Consider the following 19,084-nt stretch of genomic DNA (forward strand, 5'->3'; position numbering starts at 1 on the left):
GGTATCGGCGTCGTCGCGTCGCGACGGCCAGAAAACCCAGCACGGGATTGAAACTGTTCGTTGACCAGATGGCTCCATTTCTCCGAGGTCGCGACGGCCAGAAAACCCAGCACGGGATTGAAACCTCTACTGCGATGAACACCGCCCAGAGGAGTACAGTCGCGACGGCCAGAAAACCCAGCACGGGATTGAAACAGGAAGTGGTAGTCACCGTCGTAGTGAACGATAGGTCGCGACGGCCAGAAAACCCAGCACGGGATTGAAACAATGGTAATGGCCGTTCGGCGCCATCTGGCTGTGGTCGCGACGGCCAGAAAACCCAGCACGGGATTGAAACTTGCATCAATCTTCGATTGCAGGTCGTCCCCCGGAGAGTCGCGACGGCCAGAAAACCCAGCACGGGATTGAAACCATCGGCGCGAAGTACGTCGGCGGTGCGGTGCTGTTGTCGCGACGGCCAGAAAACCCAGCACGGGATTGAAACTCCAGAATCCAGCGGCCGATGCCACTATCGTACCGTCGCGACGGCCAGAAAACCCAGCACGGGATTGAAACCTCACCGCCGAGTGTCCGGTTGACGACCCAATCCGTCGCGACGGCCAGAAAACCCAGCACGGGATTGAAACACCACCGTCCACGAGTCCGAGCAGGACTTGCTCGGCGGTCGCGACGGCCAGAAAACCCAGCACGGGATTGAAACAGTGCCACCAGCGGCGGTGTGACGGTGGCGAACGTCGCGACGGCCAGAAAACCCAGCACGGGATTGAAACAAATTGTACACAGCAGATAAAGCTCCACCAGTGGGTCGCGACGGCCAGAAAACCCAGCACGGGATTGAAACGGCTGCAACGCCGCGTCCAGCGCCTGGAGGAGGACCGGTCGCGACGGCCAGAAAACCCAGCACGGGATTGAAACATATCCTGTACAACGGCGTCCTGACACAGGACCCGTCGCGACGGCCAGAAAACCCAGCACGGGATTGAAACCCCGCGTGGGCGACTCAAGGCGTGACGCTCCCGCTGTGTCACGACGGATCAGAAACCAACTGCGGGATTGAAACAGCGCAAAAATGACACATATTTGACTCTTCTATATAGGTGCCACGACAGGCTAGACTCCACTGGAAGAGTGATGTCGCAACTCTCGCACTCAACAACAAGTTAGACCTACAACGGTTGTTTGGCCATTTCCACCACCACAACCACTGTTTCCGGAGTACAACGCCCTATGCCGAACTCACGGGCGCGACGTACTGACTTCGAACCTTCTCACCCTCGCGCCACTGGAGGTAGTAGTACTCGCGGCCGTCGATGGTCTTCACTGTCAGCGTGCCCTTCGAGCGCGGTATCTCGGCCTTGTCATAGGCGTCGTCTATCTTCTCGTCCCAGTCGTCCTCGTCGTCGTCCCATTCCTCGGGCACGTCCACGCCGTCCTGGTCCTTGACCGCATCGCCGCCGAGCAGCGCGGCCAGCTCGCCGACGGCGGCGACGCGTCGTCGTGGGCTTCCCGAACCTCCTGGTCCAGTGCCTCGTCGTCGATGCGCTCCAGCGCTGACAGGGCCTGGTGGGCGTATTCTTCGTCGCTCATACGCTAACCAACACAACCAAGCAAATTAGGCTTTATGTTGGTTAGCCCAACACTCCGCTATCGATGTGTTTGCACACCCCGCTGTTTCTGTAAGTTATGTGATAGGTTGAACCGAACAATTGAACCAGTTGGTTGAACCGATTGATTGAACCAACTGATTGAATCAATGGGTTATTTGAACCAGTGGCTACAATGGCTGGGTATGCTCTCATACAGCACGTACAGCGAGGCCGGTGGTGTCGGCAAGACAACGACGGCCGCAAATCTGGCCGTCGCGCATTCTCGCGCCGGTCTTAAACCACTAGTCGTCCCGCTGGACCCGCAAGAAGGCAATCTCTCGCGACTGTTTGGGGTCGACGAGGACCGCTCGAAAGACGTTGACCATCTCGCCCGGCATATGATAAACCGGCCAAAGGGAAACTTTGAGGACCTCATCATCACCGCCGAACACGACGTCGATATCATTCCCGAACACAACCAACTCGCCGATCTCGGCGATTGGCTCCGCCGTGAACAGGACCAGGCCGCCGCTGTCGGGGATGCGTTCAATATCCACGCCGCGCTTCTCAGCACGCTCGCCGACGCTGGCGTCCGTGATGAGTACGATGTCCTGATTTGTGACCCGCCAGCGACGGAAGGGCCACATCTCCATAATGCTATCAACGCTACCCGGTCGCTGGTAATCCCGATCGAGCCGAGCGCGAAGGGTCAGGCCGCCGTCGAAGGACTGGAACAACTCGTCGCGGGGCTCGAAGACACGCTGGAAATCGACGTCGGCGTCCTCGCTGCCGTCCCAGTCGGCGTGAAGGGAACGAACGACCAAGAGCGCATTCTCAGCGAAATCCCGTACTCGACGCCGGAGACGTTCGGCGACCGGACCTCACTGATGGAAGGCTCCTGGGCACAGCAGTGTTCGGCGTTCACGTACGTCCGCGATCACCGCGACCGCCGTCGTGACTACGAGCTCGAAACGCTGGCTCAGTACGACCGACTGGCTCGCTATCTCGAACAGCAAGCCGGGATTGAAGCCCCGAACCCGCCGGAACCCGGCGCTATCGAGGAGGTGACTGCCTGATGGCGGGCATGAAAGAAGGCCCTGGGGAGGACCCGTTCGCCGATGATCCGAGTGACGAGCAAGACGAGTCAGCGCCGGACCCAGCACCCGAAACGACAGCCGAATCCCACACCGAATCAGAATCCGACACAACCGACACTATGAGTACAAACGAAATTCCGTACGTCATCCGCCGCCAGACAGTCAAAGAGGACCGAGATAACGAACACGTCGCCTTTCTCCGCGACGAATACGCCGAATTGGAAGACCAAGTCAGGGCCGACGTAGCCGATGAACTCGACATGCGCTCGAAAGATGTCTCGGTGACAGACCTACGTGAGGCGTTCGTCGAACTCGCAGCAGAGAACCCCGACGCTGTAGCTTCAATACTGGAGAGTTGGGGCTACGAGCATCTGAAATGAACGAGACCAAACGCCGCGTGCTGAACACGCTGCTGGCACAGACCAACGAGTATCAGGGCGAGTGGACGAGCCGCCGGTCGCTGTTCACGGTGGCTGTCGGTCACACTGACCGCTCGCCGGAAAATGTCCGGGCCGCGCTGGACGGGCTCATTGACGATAGGCTGCTCGAAGACCAGGGTGAGCGTTACCGGTTGACCGACTCCCTGGAAGCCGGGGAGATCGTCCCGCCGAGCGGTGTGCGACGGCAGAGCGTCTCCGGTGTTGACGACGACCAGTCAGACCTCACTTCTTTCTAGAAATCTGGTAGGTCAGGCGGATTCGGTGGCTATCGAGTAGCATCGACTGCTGAGTCTGCGATAAGTAATCCATGTAGAACCGTGAAGAACTAACGGTTAATTCCCCTCAATCTCGAATACAGAAACTCGGAGTTTGGCCGAGTGACAAACGAAACACCGGGATTCTCGACACATCTGGTCGCTATGAGAAGTGGGTGAACCGACAGCAACAGTCGGAGTGTCCGCTGAGTGTCCGTTAGCTGGTATGTGGGCACGAAATCAAAGGGTTACACAGAGTGTCGCCACTCACCGCGAAGCGCCTTAGACAACCGTCTGCGTCCTATCCGATGCCTGTGCCGAGACACAATCCGACTATCTCGGCAATCTCACCCGCCGTGACCGGTGGCGACTCCCCAAGGTCCGTATCTACCATATCCCTGAGCAAGAGGTTCGTGAGCCGCCAGATGTTATACATGATGACGGCAGACACGAAGTAGAACAACCGGACACGGTAGTCCTTCGAGGTCGTCATCGGCAAGAAATTCTTCTTGATGGTTTTGTACTCGTTCTCGATCATCCACCGGTCGCGGTACTGCGCGACAAGGCCATGACCACGGTCCCGGTCAGCATCCGCGTTCGTGGTGAACACCGTATACCCACCCGACTCCCTTGTTGACGGGAGATAGATGAAAGTGCAGTTATGGGTTCGCTCGTCGACGGTGAGCGGGTACGTTACAGTTGCCGCGTCGTACTCCGGGTGTTCATTTACCTTCCGAATGTTCTCTCTATCCTGCTTCGCTTGGACCGGCTTCGGGATGATGTACGTCATGCCTTTCCGGTCGATAGTCTCTCGAACTTGATGCGTGCTGAACTCACGGTCACACATCACCTTGTGAATGTCCACGTACCGTTCAGCGGTATCGAGCAAGCGTTCAACGACTTCGGGAACCGACGTTCGTTCCCGCACCCGAACCCTCCCACCCAGAGACTTGCTTGACCGGTTCAACGGCCAGCACAATCGGCGTGTCCTTCCCGATGATGGTGAGCGTGGCGAACTTGTACCCGCGCATGTGCGAGTCCTTGAGACCACTCACCATCCCAGGGTAGGCGTCCTTCGGGAGCCGGAGACTGTAGTTCTTCCACGGTGTCGGGTAGAACAACCACGAGGTGATATCGATAGCCACGTTCACGGGTTCACGGATGTTGTCACCGAGGTCTGTCTCCTCGAAGAGCGTCTCAATGGCGCGGTTGAACGGTCTGATGAGCGCCTTCCGAATCCGTTTCCACTTCTCGTACTCGGTCGGCTCAACGAACTCGTCAAGCGTCGATTGAACGTTCGGACTCCCGCTTCATCCCGAACCGGCATGATCGTAACCGGGACACCACCGCTCACGTCGGTCAAGTGCTGTTCGTACGCTTCTGTGTCCACGTCTTGCCCTCCGGTATTGAGGAGGAGCCGAGCACGCCCATCTGGAAGCCAGAATCCGCTCACAGTAATCTCGTCCGACCACGAGAGGCCGGTTGTCTCGATGTCCCATGCCACATGGTCTCTGTCAGTTCCGAACATGAGTCTCGAAAAGGCGGTACAAGAGAAGGGCAAGTGGGTGTGATTTCCGAAACCCCAAACCCGTTTAATTGACAACAGGCTTGTTATCGTACGGTTGGTACGCACGGATATGACCCGAGTAGCGACGTGGAACTGCAATATGGCGTTTCGGAACAAGAAAGACCAGATCATCGAACATAACCCAGACATTCTCGTCGTTCAAGAGTGTGAAAATCCTGCTTCCAAAGGCGATTGGTCAGAGTTCACCGACTGGCGATGGATTGGTGACAACGAGCACAAAGGATTGGGCGTATTCACCCGGAATGGACTCAGAATCGAAGCAGTTCAACCCCGAGTCGACGACTGTGAATATTTCCTCTCTGTGGAGACCTCAGAACTTGATGTCGTCGGCGTGTGGGCAATGAACGATGAACAGAACCCCGCGCAACGATACATCGGTCAGGTCTATTCATTCCTGAAGAGCCATCCCGAGGAAGTAGACAAGAATACTGCTGTTATTGGTGATTTCAATTGGAACATAATCTGGGATGAGTCACCGAACAGTTCTCTTTGCGGTGATTTCTCGGACGTACTTGGCATACTGAACAGCCATGGACTCCGGAGTGTGTATCACGAACTGACCGACACCACGTTTGGAAATGAAGACACCGCAACGTTCTACATGCACAAGAAGGCTGAACGACCGTACCACATCGATTACGCGTTTCTGCCCGAACCCCTACTCAGGTCAGTCGGTGAGTTAGAAATTGGTGAGTTTGACGAGTGGACCGAGGCCAGCGATCACATGCCGTTGATGGTCGAAATCGAGAACACTCGCTGAAACACTCTACTTTGAGCATCTGAGCGACCCCCATAGGAAACAGTCACCAGAGTCGAATATCAAATACCGTATGCTTTGTCAAAACCCATCCTCCGAACTTCTGAACTTCCACAACCTCGGAGGATGATTTTGATGTGTGCCTTTCTTTCAGCGTGAGCTATCCTGGACTCTTCACTCAGTAGGTGTGTTTATTGACCGAAATCCAATTATAAGATACGATCTTACCCAGATTATATCTCATGTTTTCCTTCTGGACAGACTCTTCTGGACCTGATAATATATGTATCACTGTAAAGGACACCCGTCATGGACACACCGGCTGGATCGGGAACGGGGTGACATCAGGCGAACGAATTCCATGGTCATATATTTGTGACGAGACACTGTTGCCGTTTCAATGAGAAGCGATTCAGCACGCTTGCCGAATCCCAGGCGTTCATCGAGGACTTCGAGTTGTCCATCCATATGGCCAGTCTCGGTGGCGTTGAGAGTCTCGTCAAGGTGCTGTCGCTGATGCTCCTTTACGAGGTCAGCCACGGGTCTCCCACCGTGGGGGTTCTCGAGACCCTGGTCCGGCTATCAGTCGACATCGAAACGCCGACAATCTCTGTGAGGATCTCCGGACAGCGCTGCCGTAAGCGCGCGTTTCCCTTCCGTTCTTTCGGACCGTCTCGGTCCGCAGGCGGGCCGATTATCAACCGGTCGCAGCAGCCACAAGCGGAATACGAATCGGTTCTAATCATTCCTCCGAATCTAATACTATTTTGGGATATTGTATCTTATTTCTCCCCATTTCATATTTCTCTTTGGATATTTTCTCCTCTGTATTTGGATAGATGGGATATATCGTCTTTCCTTTTGATGATAGTAGATTATCTGTGATTAACATTGTCTATATGTTTCTATCCACTTTACTCTCGAGAAACCGATAGAATATTTTGTACAGTAAGAATGCAAGGGCATCGATTAGATAGTACAGTTTGACGAAACGTCGAGTATAATGTAAAAAATATTGTCTGCCTCTCCGAATCCTCGTGTTCGGATAAGCTGATTCCATGCAAAGCTGAATGATCTGAGCCAATTGTCGGCTCTTTCTGCTTCGGTGTTGCTAAAACAGTTTGAGAAATAGATAGTTCGCCGTTTTACTTCTCTGAAAACACATTCGACGGCGTTCCAATTTCCATGTTTTTCGTATTTGAAATCGAATCCATGTCAGAGACACGCAGCTTGTAACGATTGAGTGCCATCGACCAGAAACCCGGCGTCGTCAACGTCGTGTTTCTCGCTGAGCAGCAAGAAACGGATGAGACAGAACCTTCGTTGTGGTAGGTCTAAGCATCGTATGGAGCAATTTGTTCGTCTGTGGATCAACGGCAGCGTACAGTCAGTACTGCTCATCATTGAGTTGGATCACGGTCTCGTCAACCGCAATGTGATCCGGTAACCGACCATTTTCGGACTGTAAATCAGCTTTGTGAACCAATTATGCACGGTCAAACGAGCGCGTTGGACACCGAATATTTCAAGAATAGAAACAGTATTCGAAAGTGAATAGTCTAGCCAGATGCAGCTGAATACTCACCTTCATCAGCGGTCGCGGTGTCGCTTCTCCCTCCACAAAATCTAAGTCGAGTTGGTCGATACTACCGCTGAGGCCGGCGTTTTTGGGCATAGACACTTCAAAACCGCCGTGCCTCACTCTTCAATCTTATCTGAACACTATGTTACGAACGGGGCTTACAAACATATTCTCTGAGTATATGCTCGAAGAATGCAACATCGATAAGAAAATCCGGCTGGCATCATTCTAATAGACAACTTCGACTGGAGTAACATATGTACGCATGTTATTCCGAGCAACTGACCATCTCTGCCAAATCAGAACTTGAGACGGCCTCGATTCGCATGTTCGCACCATCCGAACAGAGGAGTTTATTAAGAGAACTGAGAATTGATCTCAATAACATACGCTGACCGCGTAACATTACCGGGCAGCTCTTCCTCGTAGAATTCGCCTTCAAACCGACTTGCGGGCCCAGAGATACTGATGGCACCAATAATTTCAGTTTCTGTTGTAACTGGTGCAGCGACACATCGGAGTCCCTGGATTTTCTCTTCGCGATCGAAGGCATACCCAGAGATACGGATTTCTTCGAGTTCCGCAAACAGTGCCTCCCTCGTTGTAATCGTGTTCTCAGTATACTTTGGAAGCCTGTGGCGTTCAATAATCTCATTGATACGTGACTCTGACATGTGCGCCATCATTGCCTTGCCCAAGGAGAGCAATGCATTTATTTTCGTTCCTGGTGACGATGCGGACTGGACCGTGTTTTCTCCGGCACTCTTGTAGATATACACGGCCTGTTCGTGTTCGGACATTGCGAACTCTGCAAGCCCACCACAAACTAATGAAATATTGTCAAGTTCCTCAGTGACGACATCGTATATTTGCAGTCGATCCCGTACTGTCTCTCCGAGTTTGAGATGGTGGAGGCTAAGTCGATACGTCTTGTCCTCCTTGATCACATACTCATTTTTGTAGAGTGTCGACATGTGTCCGTGTATTGGGCCTTTTGACCGACCCAACTCGTCAGCGATTTCAGTGATTCCAGCACCGTCCTGGTGCAAAAGAAATTCTATCATACCGAGTATTTTTTGGACTGCTTCAACCGTTTTTGAACTGTCGTGTCTTGTCATACCAATTTTTTGCATTGTACTAATTTTAAAATTGTTCGTAAGCCACGAACACATTTGTTCGGTAGTTCCGAACAATGTTCTTGCTGATATCCCACATAGAGGTTCATATCCCTTCGTAGTACGTCCTACATCTTTAAATTGACATCTTCAATCTCGGTTTCGCAAACAACTGTTTGATAGAGCCGAGGTGGGTGTCTATGGCTGCAAGACAGCTGTTTCACATACGGCATGGGAAACTGATATTACCCAGAGCCCACAAACGGATGATACCATGGTTGCTATCGATTACATGGCCCATCAGGAGCAGTATAGTCCGTCGGAGCTTCTGGAGTACTCCGTACTGGCGTCGGACAACGGGTTCGACTTCATTTGGACGTCGGACCACTTCCATCCGTGGTTCCACACCGATGCGGAAGCAGGCTTCGCGTGGTCGTGGCTCGGGGCCGCTACTGAGCGCGTCGACATCCCTATCGGAACGTGTGTCACGCCCGCGGGCGAACACTATCACCCGGCGATGATGGCGCAGGCGTTCGCAACGATTCAAGAAATGCATGATAAACGGGTCGTTCTCGGACTCTCTACTGGGGAAGCAATGAACGAGAAGCCACTCGGCCACGAGTGGCCAGACTATCCTGTTCGGCGTGACCGCCTCGAAGAGACCTTAGAGATTATTCACGGGCTGTATGATTCGGAGGACTTCTTCAGTTACGAGGGCGACCATTACGAGGTTGACGATGCGAAACTGTACACGATGCCCGATGAGCGCCCAGAAATCCACCTGGCCGCAAACGGCCCGACAACGGCCTCACTGACCAGCGAGTACGGTGACGGATTCATTACCGTCAAGAAAGGCGAAGAATACACAGAGCGTCTCTATCCCGCTATCCGCCGCTACACCGAAGAGGAGGGCCGAGACCCGGACAGCATCGAGACGACGCTGTTAGTGATTGCCTCCTACGACGAGGACTACGAGCAGGCCCGGGCCGCCACACGTCCGTGGTGGGCGACAACTCAGAATGTCTTCGACCGAGCGATGGCGAATCCAAAAGAGATCGAGCAGGAGGGAGAGAAAGCCACAAAGGAAGAAATCGACGGGAAGTTCCTCATCGCCGACGATCCGTCGACTATCGCTGCCCAGTTGGAGGAGTACGCCGAGATGGGATTCGACCGCATTGCGCTCGGCAATACAAGTCCCGACCCGGTGCGGTTCTTTGAAGTGATGGGCGATGAAGTCATTCCTACGCTGTAGACGTGGCGACTCTCCAATAAAAACGTGACACGTGTGGGGGAACGTTTAATAAATCCCGCGTGTACGTTTTTGATGAGATGCCAAGACTGAACGGTGGCGAAATTATCGCTAGTTATCTCGAAAAGGAGGGCGTTGAGTACCTCGTGGGTATCCCGGGCCACGGGAGCACGAACCTGCTGGACGCCTTCAATGAATCTGAGGTAGAGGTCATACAGCCTCGACACGAACAAGGTGCGACACACCTGGCGGACGGGTACGCACGCGCCAGTGGTAACCCACTCGCCGTATTCACGTCAATCGGCCCAGGTGCTACAAACACCGTCACTGGAGCGGCGACAGCCTATGTAGACTCAATCCCGATGGTTATTTTCACCGGTGCACCCCAGACACACGAGTACGGAGAGGGGATTCTCCAAGAGATTGAGCGCCAGAAACCAGGGGATTTCCCGAGCGTCATGGAGCCAGTGACAAAGAAGAGTTTCGTCGTCAACGATGTGGAACGCCTCCCGCGCATCCTCCGTCGCGCGTTCCAGACCGCGCTGTCCGGTCGCCCTGGTCCGGTCCACATCGATGTACCGATGGACGTGCAGGGCGCGGCCGCGGACGTAGAACTCCCCGAACCAACTGAGCACCGACCCCACAGCCGACCCGGCGGGGACCCTGACACTGTCTCGGAGGCCGCTGACCTTCTGGCCGAGGCCGACCGCCCCGTCATCGTCCCAGGGGGCGGCACAATGCTCGCAGAGGCCTGGGACGAAGTTCAAGAACTCGCGGAGCATCTTCAGGCCCCGGTGATTCCGACGTTCCAGTCGCGGGGCATCATTCCAGAGGACCACGAACTGTTCGTAGGGAACGCTGGCTGGATTGGCTCCTCAGCTGGAAACGAGCTCGCGGCGAATGCCGACGTAATCCTCGCCGTCGGCTGTCGGTTCACCGATATGCACACTTCCTCCTTCGAAGAGGGCGTGAGCTTTGAAATCCCGCCGAGCAAACTAATTCACGTCGATATCGACCCACAAGAAATCGGGAAGAACTACCCAGTCGAGGTCGGAATTCAGGGCGACGCGAAGGTCGTCACCCGCCAGATCACGGATGCGGTTCAGGACCGTACCGACCCCGTTTCGACGGAGAACAACGAGTACTACGACGAGATCCAAGAGCTGTGGGAGGACTGGCAGGCACAGGTCGACGAGCGCTGGGAGAACGACAACGTGCCGATGAGCATCTCTCGCGTGGCCAGGGCGGTCCGCGAAGTGCTCCCCCGGGAGGGCAGTATCGTCACCAGCGCCGGCCAGCCCCAGGAGACGATCAACCCCGAATTTCCGGTGTACGAACCCCGGACGAACATCTCCTGTGGCGGCTTCTCGACGATGGGATGGGGAGTCTCCGCCGCCATCGGTGCGAAGCTTGCGAACCCCGAGCGGACAGTGGTCGACTTTGAAGGCGACGGCAGCTTCCTCATGTGTAACCAGGAAGTCGCCTGCGCTGTCGAACACGACATCGATGTGAATTACGTCGTCGTCAACAACAATGGCTGGAAGTCAATTCGGAACCTACAGGTGAACAAGTACGGCTGGGACCGGGTCATCGACACGGAGTTCGACGACGAAACGATGGTTGACTTCATGGATATGGCCGAATCGTTCAACATCGGCTTCATTGACCGCGTTGTCAAGCCCGAGAATCTCGCCGGTGTTCTGGAAGAGGCGTTCGCCTACGACGGTCCCTCGTTCGTCGAAGCCGTCGTCGAGCCGGATAATCCCGACTCTGGTGCAATCATCACCGGTAAATGGGATCTCGCGGACCTCGAAGAGTAACAGCGACCGGCTCTTTTTGAGCACCAATCGGGTCTAAGACGTAACTGTCGCTTTGTGAAGTCGGCCGAACACGAATAACCGATAGTTCGCCGCTATACTTCGATGAGAACCTTACCGTCCACACGCTTGCGTGCCTGTGCGACGGCCTCGTCGGCGTTTTCGAGGTCGTAGGTCGACGTAATCATCGGGAGGTTGTCGAGTTGGCCGCTCGACATCAGTCGGATGGTACGCGGATACACCTGCTGTCCAGTATGCCCTTCAGAACCATAGATCTGGGCGCTGTTACCCTGGTATTTCCGAAGTGCAATATCAGGGTCGCTGCCGGCGTTGCTGATGTGAACGATGTTGGCCTGCTCGGCCAATGTGTCCTCGATGACCGGATAGGTTGCGCCGACGGCGCCACTGGTCTCGACGTGTACGTCCGCACCTTCGCCGCCGGTCACCTCCATGACTTTCTCTACGGGGTCGGTGTCGATAGGGTTGTAGACGTGGTCGAATCCGAGTTCGTTTGCGATAGCACGGCGTTCGTCAGAGGGCTCGAATGCGATGACCCTGCCTGCGCCCGCTGCACGCGAGACGTTCATTCCCGTCAAGCCGATAGGGCCAACGCCGTGGTAAACGTGGTAGTCACCGGGCCAGATCCCCTCGGCCCGTCCGAACAGCCCGTAGAACGAGATAGTGCTTGGTTCGATTGTCGCAGCGGCCCGGTACAGCTCATCTTCGTCGTCGTACTGCTCGGAAAGCTCCGAAACGCCCCACAGGATCTTTTCGGGAACGGTGACGTACTCCGCGAACGCGCCGTCAAGCGTGAAGCCAATCTGTTCGAAGTTCTCACAGTGGCCGTGAAAGCCCTGGCGGCACATTTGGCAACGGCCACAGTAGTCCGTGACTTCCGCCGTTACAGGGTCGCCGGCCTCGAACAGGTCTGAACCGTCGCCGGTCTCGACGACCTCACCGGAGAACTCGTGACCGATGACGTTCGGCAACTGCGTGTACGCTGAGTAGTGCATGTAGCCGTCGTCGTCGGTCTCGGTCATGGCGACATCGCTACCGCAGATGCCGGCGTACTTGACGCGGACGAGTACCTCGTCTTCGGCTGGCTCCGGTTTCTCCCGCTCCTCGACGCGTAGGTCGGGGTTCTGCCAGACGCTAGCACTGTTCATCGCGCGGTGTCGGTCTTGTTCGTCCTCGGACAGGTCGTAATCTGACTGTGGGTTCCACTCCGCATCGAGCACTAAGGCACGCATAGTATACCAATGAGACTACCGGGTCATAATTGTACTGGGTAATCGGTTAAGTGACACCCGCGACCGGTGCTATAACAATCCAATCAGAACGTCTGCCACCCGCCGTCGAGGTAGATGGTTTCGCCGGTCACGTAGCCTTCTTGCTCACTGGCTAGGAACAGGACCACTAGCGCGATATCAGAGGGGTAGCCCGGACGATCTAACGGTATCGGCTTCATTAGGTCACCAGCCGCAACGGAATCCTTCTTCTGCTCCGCTCCGGAGCCAAACTCGGTCACGATATGCCCCGGCGCAACTGCGTTGACACGAATATCCTCGTCAGCGATTTCAATTGCTGCGCCCTGGGTTATCATCTTGATCGCACCCTTGGTGGATTCGTAAGGGATCTGGTCGGCCTGAGCGTGTGTCGAACTGATTGATGCCGTGTTTTTGATGGTCCCTCCCATTTCTCTGTCTCTCATGTCCGTAGCAGCCGCCTGACAGCCGAAGAAGACGCCCCCCGTATTGATACTATGAATCCGGGAGAATGTTTCCTCGTCGATCTAAAACAAGTCGTCACGGGTAAACCAGCCGGCGTTATTGACCATCACATCGACGCCCCCGTAATCACGGGCTGCTTCAACAACTAATTCGATGTCCGCTCGTGATGAGACGTCAATCTTGACATAGTGGGCCGTTCCGCCATCGGTCTTGATAGCCTCGTGGGTCGTTTCCGTTGCATCCGTGTCCTTTGGCTCCGGCGTGATGTCGGCGTTTATAACCGTAGACCCTGCAGCACCGAACGCCAAGGCAATCGAACCCCCGATTCCGGAACTTCCGCCAGTAACAATCACGGTTTCATCGTCGTACTCGTACGTAACAGATCATATCGTCCCTGTGAGTGGAACAGTAAGAGTGGTGCGGCTTGCAATCGGTCCACATTGATGGCTACGAACGCACACGGTGGCGTAACACATTTATGGGTGGACCGAGAGGTGTATCTTGCATGACGAGCAAGCAAGAGCAGTCGCAAGCGGCGACTGCAATACCCAACACTGTAAAAAATTACGTCGGTGGCGAGTGGGTTTCCGTTGACAGCGATGACGGACAACCGCTTGTCAATCCGGCAACGAATGAGACACTGACGGAGGTGCCATTCTCCGATGAAGAGACAGTTGATGCGGCAATCCAGACCGCGAATGAAGCGTTCGACGAGTGGTCCCGAACATCACCAGTCGAGCGTGTCCAGTACATTTTCGATCTGAAATCGGAACTCGAGGAGCGACAGGAGGACATCGCACAGGCACTAACACGCGAACACGGGAAGACCCTAGACGAGGCTCGCGGCGAGATCCGTCGCGGTATCGAGAACGTCGAAGTGGCGGCAGGGATTCCGAACATGATGCGCGAGGGCAGCGGCAACGTCCAAGATGTCGCCAAGGGAATGGACGAACACGCCATCCGACAGCCCCTTGGCGTGTTCACAGCCATTACGCCGTTCAACTTCCCGGCGATGATCCCGCTGTGGTTCCTGCCATACGCCGTTGCGACGGGCAACACGTTCGTTCTCAAGCCCAGTGAGAAAGTCCCGCTGAGCTCGCAGATCATTTTCGAGGCTATCGACGCGGTGGACTTTCCCGACGGCGTAGTCAATCTCGTCAACGGTAGCGTGGACACAGTCAACGCGCTCCTCGAACACGAAGACATCGAAGGTGTCTCTTTCGTCGGATCGACGCCAGTCGCGCGCCACATCTACGAGACTGCTGCTGAGCACGGCAAGCGCGTGCAAGCCCAGGGCGGTGCGAAAAACTACGCTGTGGTCTCTGAGGATGCTGAACTGGCAGAGGCGATTCCGAATGTCATCGGTTCGGTGTATGGCAACGCCGGCCAACGGTGTCTCGCCAACGACGTCGTCGTGGGGATTGGCGACAGCTACGAACCGCTCCGCGAACAGGTTCTCGACGCTGTCGACGACCTGACTGTTGGGAGTGGCCTTGACGAGGATACCGACGTGGGCCCGCTCATCACCGGTGAATCCGCCGAACGCGTCAAAGAGATGGTCGAAGACGCTGTCGACGAGGGCGCAGACCTGGTCGTCGACGGACGCGACTTCGAACACCCCGACTACCCTGATGGGAACTTCCTCGGGCCGACGTTGCTCGAAAACGTCACGACCGACATGGACATCGCTCAGACGGAAATCTTTGGTCCGGTGATGGCCCTAGCGGAGGCCGACGACATTGACGAGGCCATCGAGATGGTCAACAGCACCAAGTACGGGAACGCCTCCTCGCTGTACACCGAAAACGGTGCGGAAGCCCGGAAATACCGCTACGAGGTCGACGCCGGCAACATCGGTATCAACGTCGGTGTCTGTGCGCCAATGGGCTTTTTCCACTTCGGCGGCCGCAAGGAGTCCTTCTTCGGGGACCTCCATGCGCAAGGCGAGGACGCGATCAACTTCTACACGGACAAGACGATTGCTATTGAGCGCTACTACAGTCACTGAAATCCACGGCTTTCGACCCCAGCTCCACAACTTCGTCTCTTTCGCGTGTGCGAACTCGTTTCGAGAACCGATCAACATCGGCTCTCCAGTCGGCAATCACAGAATGAGATACGGCCAGTTTTGGCTGTCGGGTCTGTGGCGCGGTCAGTCGTCGGAGGCGGAGACCGGCTTGTCCAGCGCTTCAGCGTAGTTGTCGATAGCCACTTCGACGCTGTCCATCAGCAGGGCCACGTCCTTGCCGGCGATGAGGAAGTCAAAACCCTGGTCAACCCGGGACTCGATTGCCTCGGCCCCGATATCGGTCGTCAGCGTTCCGACGGGCACGTCGGCCGCGTGGCTGTCATCGATGATGGACTGGACAGCATCGTCAAACTCCGACGAATCCCACTCTGCGAACATTCCGAGCGAGCCCGAGAGGTCGGCTGGGCCGACGAACAGCGAGTCGATGCCCTCCACGTTGGCGATTTCCTGAGCGTGTTCCATACCCTGTTCCGTCTCGATCTGAGCGATGGTGAGGATGGAGCCGTTCGCGTTCGTGACGTACTCCTCAAAGTTCTTCCCGTAACGTGTCGCCCGACTACCGGCAATACCGCGAATCCCGTCCGGTGGATACCGTAACGAGCGGACGAGTTCCTCGGCCTCTTCGGCGGAGCTTATCATCGGAACCATCACTCCGGCGACGCCAATGTCTATGACTCGCTTGAGTCGGACCGGGTCGTTCCACGGGACACGGACGAACATGTCCGTGTCGCCGGGCGCGGCGTCGACGCCGCGTGCCATGCTCTCTACCGTTTCGAGGTCCATCGTCGTGTGTTCCATGTCGACGAGGACGAAGTCCAGATTTAACTGCGCCGTTGCCTCCGCTATTGTTGGGTGACCGACCGATATCCAGGTCCCGAACGGGCTGTCGGCCGATTCAATTGCGTCTTTGAGATGAGTCATGTCTAATTGATGACCGCCAGTGACTGATGGGGGACGTCTCGCCACTGATCAGCGGCTGGCGTTACTTGGTAATCTATCATAAATATTCGATTGGAGGTATAAAAATATACGGGTACACGACACACACGTTGATACCTGTGTACTGCCGGTCATCGACGAAACGCGGCACGTGTGTACAGACACTATCCTCATGCATCGGAACATATAACAGGACAAACGTAGATACCAGAAACGATGGAATTCGGTATCATCCGGTGTGCCAGTTCGGCCGCAGTCCAGTCATGCCGGATGGTATCGGATTGCCGAGGCGGAACACGCAGTCACTACGACCGTTTCAGTCCACGCAGGCAGACGGAGTGAAATGACAAAAACTGACAAACAATGTACGAAGACTTCGCATCCAAGCTCGCAGCGACGATGTGGGCCGATTTCGACGAGACGCCGCGCCGCGCGGACGGCCCACCGGCAGAGATTACCGACCTGAACACGCTGGTCATCGACGGGAACTTCCCGTGGACCATCGTCACCGTCGAGACCGACGAGGGCGTCACCGGCATCGGCGAGGCCTATCCGTCCCCGGGAGTCCACGAAATTATCACGGACTACCTCCGACCCGTACTGGTCGGTGAGAACCCAACAGACGTAGAGCGGCTTTACAACCTCATGCGCGAGAGTCTCTCGGGGCGTGGCTCCCAGGAGGGCGTCGGCACTATCGCCATCAGCAGCGTCGAACTCGCGCTGTGGGACGCGACGGGCAAGCTCCTTGACCAGCCGGTGTATCAGCTCCTTGGCGGGAAGGTCCGCGAGGAAGTGGCCGTCTACGCCGACTGTCACGCCGGCGAGGCGATGGTCGAGTCCGCCGAGGAAGGTCAGGAAGAGGAGACCTACGAGCCGGAGGCCTACGCCCAGGCCGCCCGTGCCGCCGTCAAGGACGGCTTCGACATCGTCAAGTTCGACCTCGACGTGCCGTCGGGCCAGGAGATCGACACGCTGTCGCGCCATTTCGACCCGCCGGAGATCGACCACAAGCAGCGCGTCGTCGAGGCCGTGATGGAAGAGATCGGCGACGACGCCGAAATCGCAGTTGACCTGCACTGGAACTTCAGCCCGGAGACGGCCGAGCGGCTTTGTCGCGCGCTCGAACCGTACGACCTCGCGTGGATCGAGGACCCGCTACCCCCTGAAAACACCGACGCGATGCGGGAACTCAAACGGCGTGTCGAGGCCACTATTCTCACTGGGGAGAACCGCTACGGCCGCCACGGCTTCCGGGACCTCATCGAGGACCAGGCCGTCGACTTCCTCGCGCCCGACGTGCCAAAGACCGGCGGTATTGCAGAGACGAAAAAGGTCGCCGACATGGCCGAAGCGTACTACCAGGCGCTCGTCCCGCACAACATCGGCAGCCCAGTCGCCACCGCGGCGACGGCCCACGTCGGCGCTACCGTGCCGAACTTCGTCGCGCTGGAGTACCACGCCCGTGAGGTCCCATGGTGGGAAGACCTGCTGGCCCGCGACGAGGACTTCATCCAGAACGGTCGCATCCAGATCCCCGACTCGCCGGGCCTTGGCATCGAACTGGACTGGGACGTCGTCGAACAGCACCGCAAGTAGTAACCACGCCGTTCGTGTGGACGTTGATGTGTTTTCGCGGTACTGTCTGACCGAAAGGGTTAGCACGCTCCCGGGAGAGAGATTCAACAGGCATGCAATCGAATGACACAGCGGAGCGACACCCATGAGAGCCGCGCGCTTCTACGGCGCGGGCGACGTACGGATCGACGACGTGGAGCCGTCCCCGGTCGGACCGACCGACGTACGACTCGACGTGGCGGCGTGTGGCATCTGTGGAACGGACATTCACGAGTACGAACACGCTGAGTACACACCTGCAGATCCACACCCCAGGTCGGGCGCGAGCCGGCCGATCACCATCGGACACGAATTCAGTGGGACCGTCAGCGGGATCGGCGGTGACGTGACCAGCGTTGAGGTCGGAGACTCTGTCGCCGTCCATCCGAACATTCCCTGTGGCGAGTGTCGGTACTGCGAGGACGGAGCCTACAACCGCTGTGCGGACGTGCTAGCGATCGGCCTCCAGACCGGGGCCGGCGGCTTCGCCGAGGAGGCTGTCGTTCCGGCTGGACAGGTCCACCGACTCCCCGCAGATGTGCCCGTCTGGAAGGGTGCGCTCATCGAACCACTTGCTGTCGGCCTCCACGCGGTCCGCCGGTCGGAACTGCGCGCCGGCGACACTGCCGCAGTCTTCGGCTGTGGCCCCATCGGGCTGACGGTCATCCGGGCGCTCGCTGAGGCGGGCGCGAAGCGAATCTTCGCCTCCGAGCCGAACCCGGCGCGGCGCGAGGGCGCGCTCGAACTAGGAGGTGACGTGGCTGTGGACCCGACTGAGTCCGACGCCGCAGAACAGATCACAACCGCGACCGACGGCGGCGTCGACGCCTCGTTCGAGTTCGCCGGCGTCGCCCCGGCAGTCAACGCCGCTATCGAGAGCACGCGCCGGGGCGGCTGTGTCACCGTCGGCAGTATGACCAGTGGGACGACGAGCGTAGACCTCCAGGGGGTCGTCACGGGCGAGCGGACCCTCCGTGGCACGTACTGCTATGGCTTCCCGCCGCAGTCGTTCCGGACGGAGTTCGATGCTGTCATCGAGTCGCTGGGCGACGGCGGCATCGAAGCGAACACCTTCGTCACGAGGCGGGTCGGACTGGACGCGCTCGTCGAGGACGGCATCGAGGAACTACGCTCGCCGGACACCGGCCACGTCAAGATCCTCGTCGAACCATGACCGCGGTCGAGAGCGTCGCGTAGTCGGCCGAATTAGCAGTGCGGAACCAACGCATAAAGCCCGTCTCAACGCCTGTAGCGGGGAGAAAAACCACCGGGACCGAACTGCCGGCC

The 19,084-nt window shown here is 56.9% G+C and carries 15 protein-coding genes, 2 pseudogenes and 1 CRISPR repeat array; of the genes and pseudogenes, 9 read left to right on the plus strand and 8 right to left on the minus strand.

Annotated elements, in window-relative coordinates; genetic code table 11:
- Window positions 1-17 precede the first annotated feature (17 nt).
- A CRISPR array of direct repeats spans window positions 18-1,060; the repeat unit is 37 nt; unit sequence GTCGCGACGGCCAGAAAACCCAGCACGGGATTGAAAC.
- Between the two features lie 165 nt (window positions 1,061-1,225).
- Window positions 1,226-1,420, minus strand: a complete 195-nt coding sequence (locus tag KZ498_RS20920) for a hypothetical protein (RefSeq protein WP_312621350.1) — start codon at window positions 1,418-1,420, stop codon at window positions 1,226-1,228.
- 369 nt (window positions 1,421-1,789) lie between these two features.
- Between KZ498_RS20920 and KZ498_RS20925 the strand changes: the two genes are divergently transcribed.
- From KZ498_RS20925 to KZ498_RS20935, 3 genes are read left to right on the plus strand one after another with little or no spacing between them, the layout of a single operon-like run.
- Complete coding sequence (locus KZ498_RS20925; protein ID WP_312621351.1) at window positions 1,790-2,662, plus strand: ParA family protein; 873 nt, start codon at window positions 1,790-1,792, stop codon at window positions 2,660-2,662.
- Window positions 2,662-3,063 (plus strand): hypothetical protein, encoded by a 402-nt coding sequence (locus KZ498_RS20930; protein WP_312621352.1) that lies wholly within the window; start codon window positions 2,662-2,664, stop codon window positions 3,061-3,063. The genes KZ498_RS20925 and KZ498_RS20930 overlap by 1 nt, the downstream gene beginning before the upstream one ends.
- Window positions 3,060-3,359 carry a hypothetical protein gene (locus KZ498_RS20935; protein ID WP_312621354.1) on the plus strand — a complete coding sequence of 100 codons (300 nt, stop codon included), beginning with the start codon at window positions 3,060-3,062 and terminating at the stop codon, window positions 3,357-3,359. The genes KZ498_RS20930 and KZ498_RS20935 overlap by 4 nt, the downstream gene beginning before the upstream one ends.
- 319 nt (window positions 3,360-3,678) lie before the next feature.
- On the opposite strand, the gene KZ498_RS20940 is transcribed toward KZ498_RS20935, so the two are convergent.
- Complete coding sequence (locus KZ498_RS20940) at window positions 3,679-4,224, minus strand: transposase (RefSeq protein WP_312621575.1); 546 nt, start codon at window positions 4,222-4,224, stop codon at window positions 3,679-3,681.
- A 46-nt stretch (window positions 4,225-4,270) separates the two neighbouring features.
- A complete protein-coding gene (locus tag KZ498_RS20945; RefSeq protein WP_312621355.1) occupies window positions 4,271-4,522 on the minus strand; it encodes a hypothetical protein in 252 nt (83 codons plus the stop codon).
- Window positions 4,523-5,014: 492 nt separating this feature from the next.
- On the opposite strand from KZ498_RS20945, the gene KZ498_RS20950 reads away from it, so the two are divergent.
- Window positions 5,015-5,725: an endonuclease/exonuclease/phosphatase family protein gene (locus KZ498_RS20950; protein WP_396276156.1), complete on the plus strand. Its 711-nt coding sequence runs from the start codon at window positions 5,015-5,017 to the stop codon at window positions 5,723-5,725.
- Window positions 5,726-6,766: 1,041 nt separating this feature from the next.
- On the opposite strand, the pseudogene KZ498_RS20955 reads toward KZ498_RS20950, so the two are convergent.
- Together KZ498_RS20955 and KZ498_RS20960 are read right to left on the minus strand one after the other, a co-directional pair.
- Window positions 6,767-7,397: pseudogene (locus KZ498_RS20955) on the minus strand (IS6 family transposase); the annotation flags it as partial.
- 263 nt (window positions 7,398-7,660) lie between these two features.
- Window positions 7,661-8,422: an IclR family transcriptional regulator gene (locus tag KZ498_RS20960; RefSeq protein WP_312621357.1), complete on the minus strand. Its 762-nt coding sequence runs from the start codon at window positions 8,420-8,422 to the stop codon at window positions 7,661-7,663.
- A gap of 271 nt (window positions 8,423-8,693) precedes the next feature.
- Between KZ498_RS20960 and KZ498_RS20965 the strand changes: the two genes are divergently transcribed.
- Both KZ498_RS20965 and KZ498_RS20970 read left to right on the plus strand, forming a co-directional pair.
- Complete coding sequence (locus KZ498_RS20965) at window positions 8,694-9,671, plus strand: TIGR03557 family F420-dependent LLM class oxidoreductase (RefSeq protein WP_312621359.1); 978 nt, start codon at window positions 8,694-8,696, stop codon at window positions 9,669-9,671.
- A gap of 77 nt (window positions 9,672-9,748) precedes the next feature.
- Window positions 9,749-11,488 (plus strand): thiamine pyrophosphate-binding protein, encoded by a 1,740-nt coding sequence (locus tag KZ498_RS20970; RefSeq protein WP_312621361.1) that lies wholly within the window; start codon window positions 9,749-9,751, stop codon window positions 11,486-11,488.
- Between the two features lie 92 nt (window positions 11,489-11,580).
- On the opposite strand, the gene iolM is transcribed toward KZ498_RS20970, so the two are convergent.
- Window positions 11,581-12,735, minus strand: coding sequence for a scyllo-inosose 3-dehydrogenase (gene iolM / locus KZ498_RS20975; RefSeq protein WP_312621362.1), 1,155 nt, complete (start codon window positions 12,733-12,735; stop codon window positions 11,581-11,583).
- An 83-nt stretch (window positions 12,736-12,818) separates the two neighbouring features.
- Window positions 12,819-13,568 (minus strand): annotated as a pseudogene (locus KZ498_RS20980) (SDR family NAD(P)-dependent oxidoreductase).
- A 152-nt stretch (window positions 13,569-13,720) separates the two neighbouring features.
- Here KZ498_RS20980 and KZ498_RS20985 point away from each other — a divergent pair.
- Window positions 13,721-15,223 carry a CoA-acylating methylmalonate-semialdehyde dehydrogenase gene (locus KZ498_RS20985; protein ID WP_312621364.1) on the plus strand — a complete coding sequence of 501 codons (1,503 nt, stop codon included), beginning with the start codon at window positions 13,721-13,723 and terminating at the stop codon, window positions 15,221-15,223.
- A 144-nt stretch (window positions 15,224-15,367) separates the two neighbouring features.
- Here the strand turns inward: KZ498_RS20985 and KZ498_RS20990 are convergent, their stop codons facing one another.
- A complete protein-coding gene (locus KZ498_RS20990; protein WP_312621366.1) occupies window positions 15,368-16,165 on the minus strand; it encodes an aldolase/citrate lyase family protein in 798 nt (265 codons plus the stop codon).
- A gap of 381 nt (window positions 16,166-16,546) precedes the next feature.
- Here KZ498_RS20990 and KZ498_RS20995 point away from each other — a divergent pair, with 381 nt between their 5' ends.
- Window positions 16,547-17,779 (plus strand): mandelate racemase/muconate lactonizing enzyme family protein, encoded by a 1,233-nt coding sequence (locus tag KZ498_RS20995; protein WP_312621367.1) that lies wholly within the window; start codon window positions 16,547-16,549, stop codon window positions 17,777-17,779.
- Between the two features lie 124 nt (window positions 17,780-17,903).
- On the plus strand, window positions 17,904-18,971 hold the full coding sequence (locus KZ498_RS21000; protein ID WP_312621368.1) for a 2,3-butanediol dehydrogenase: 1,068 nt from the start codon (window positions 17,904-17,906) through the stop codon (window positions 18,969-18,971).
- Window positions 18,972-19,084 lie beyond the last annotated feature (113 nt).

The sequence above is a fragment of the Haloarcula sp. 1CSR25-25 genome, from assembly GCF_032027985.1.
In the GTDB taxonomy this organism is placed as follows: domain Archaea; phylum Halobacteriota; class Halobacteria; order Halobacteriales; family Haloarculaceae; genus Haloarcula.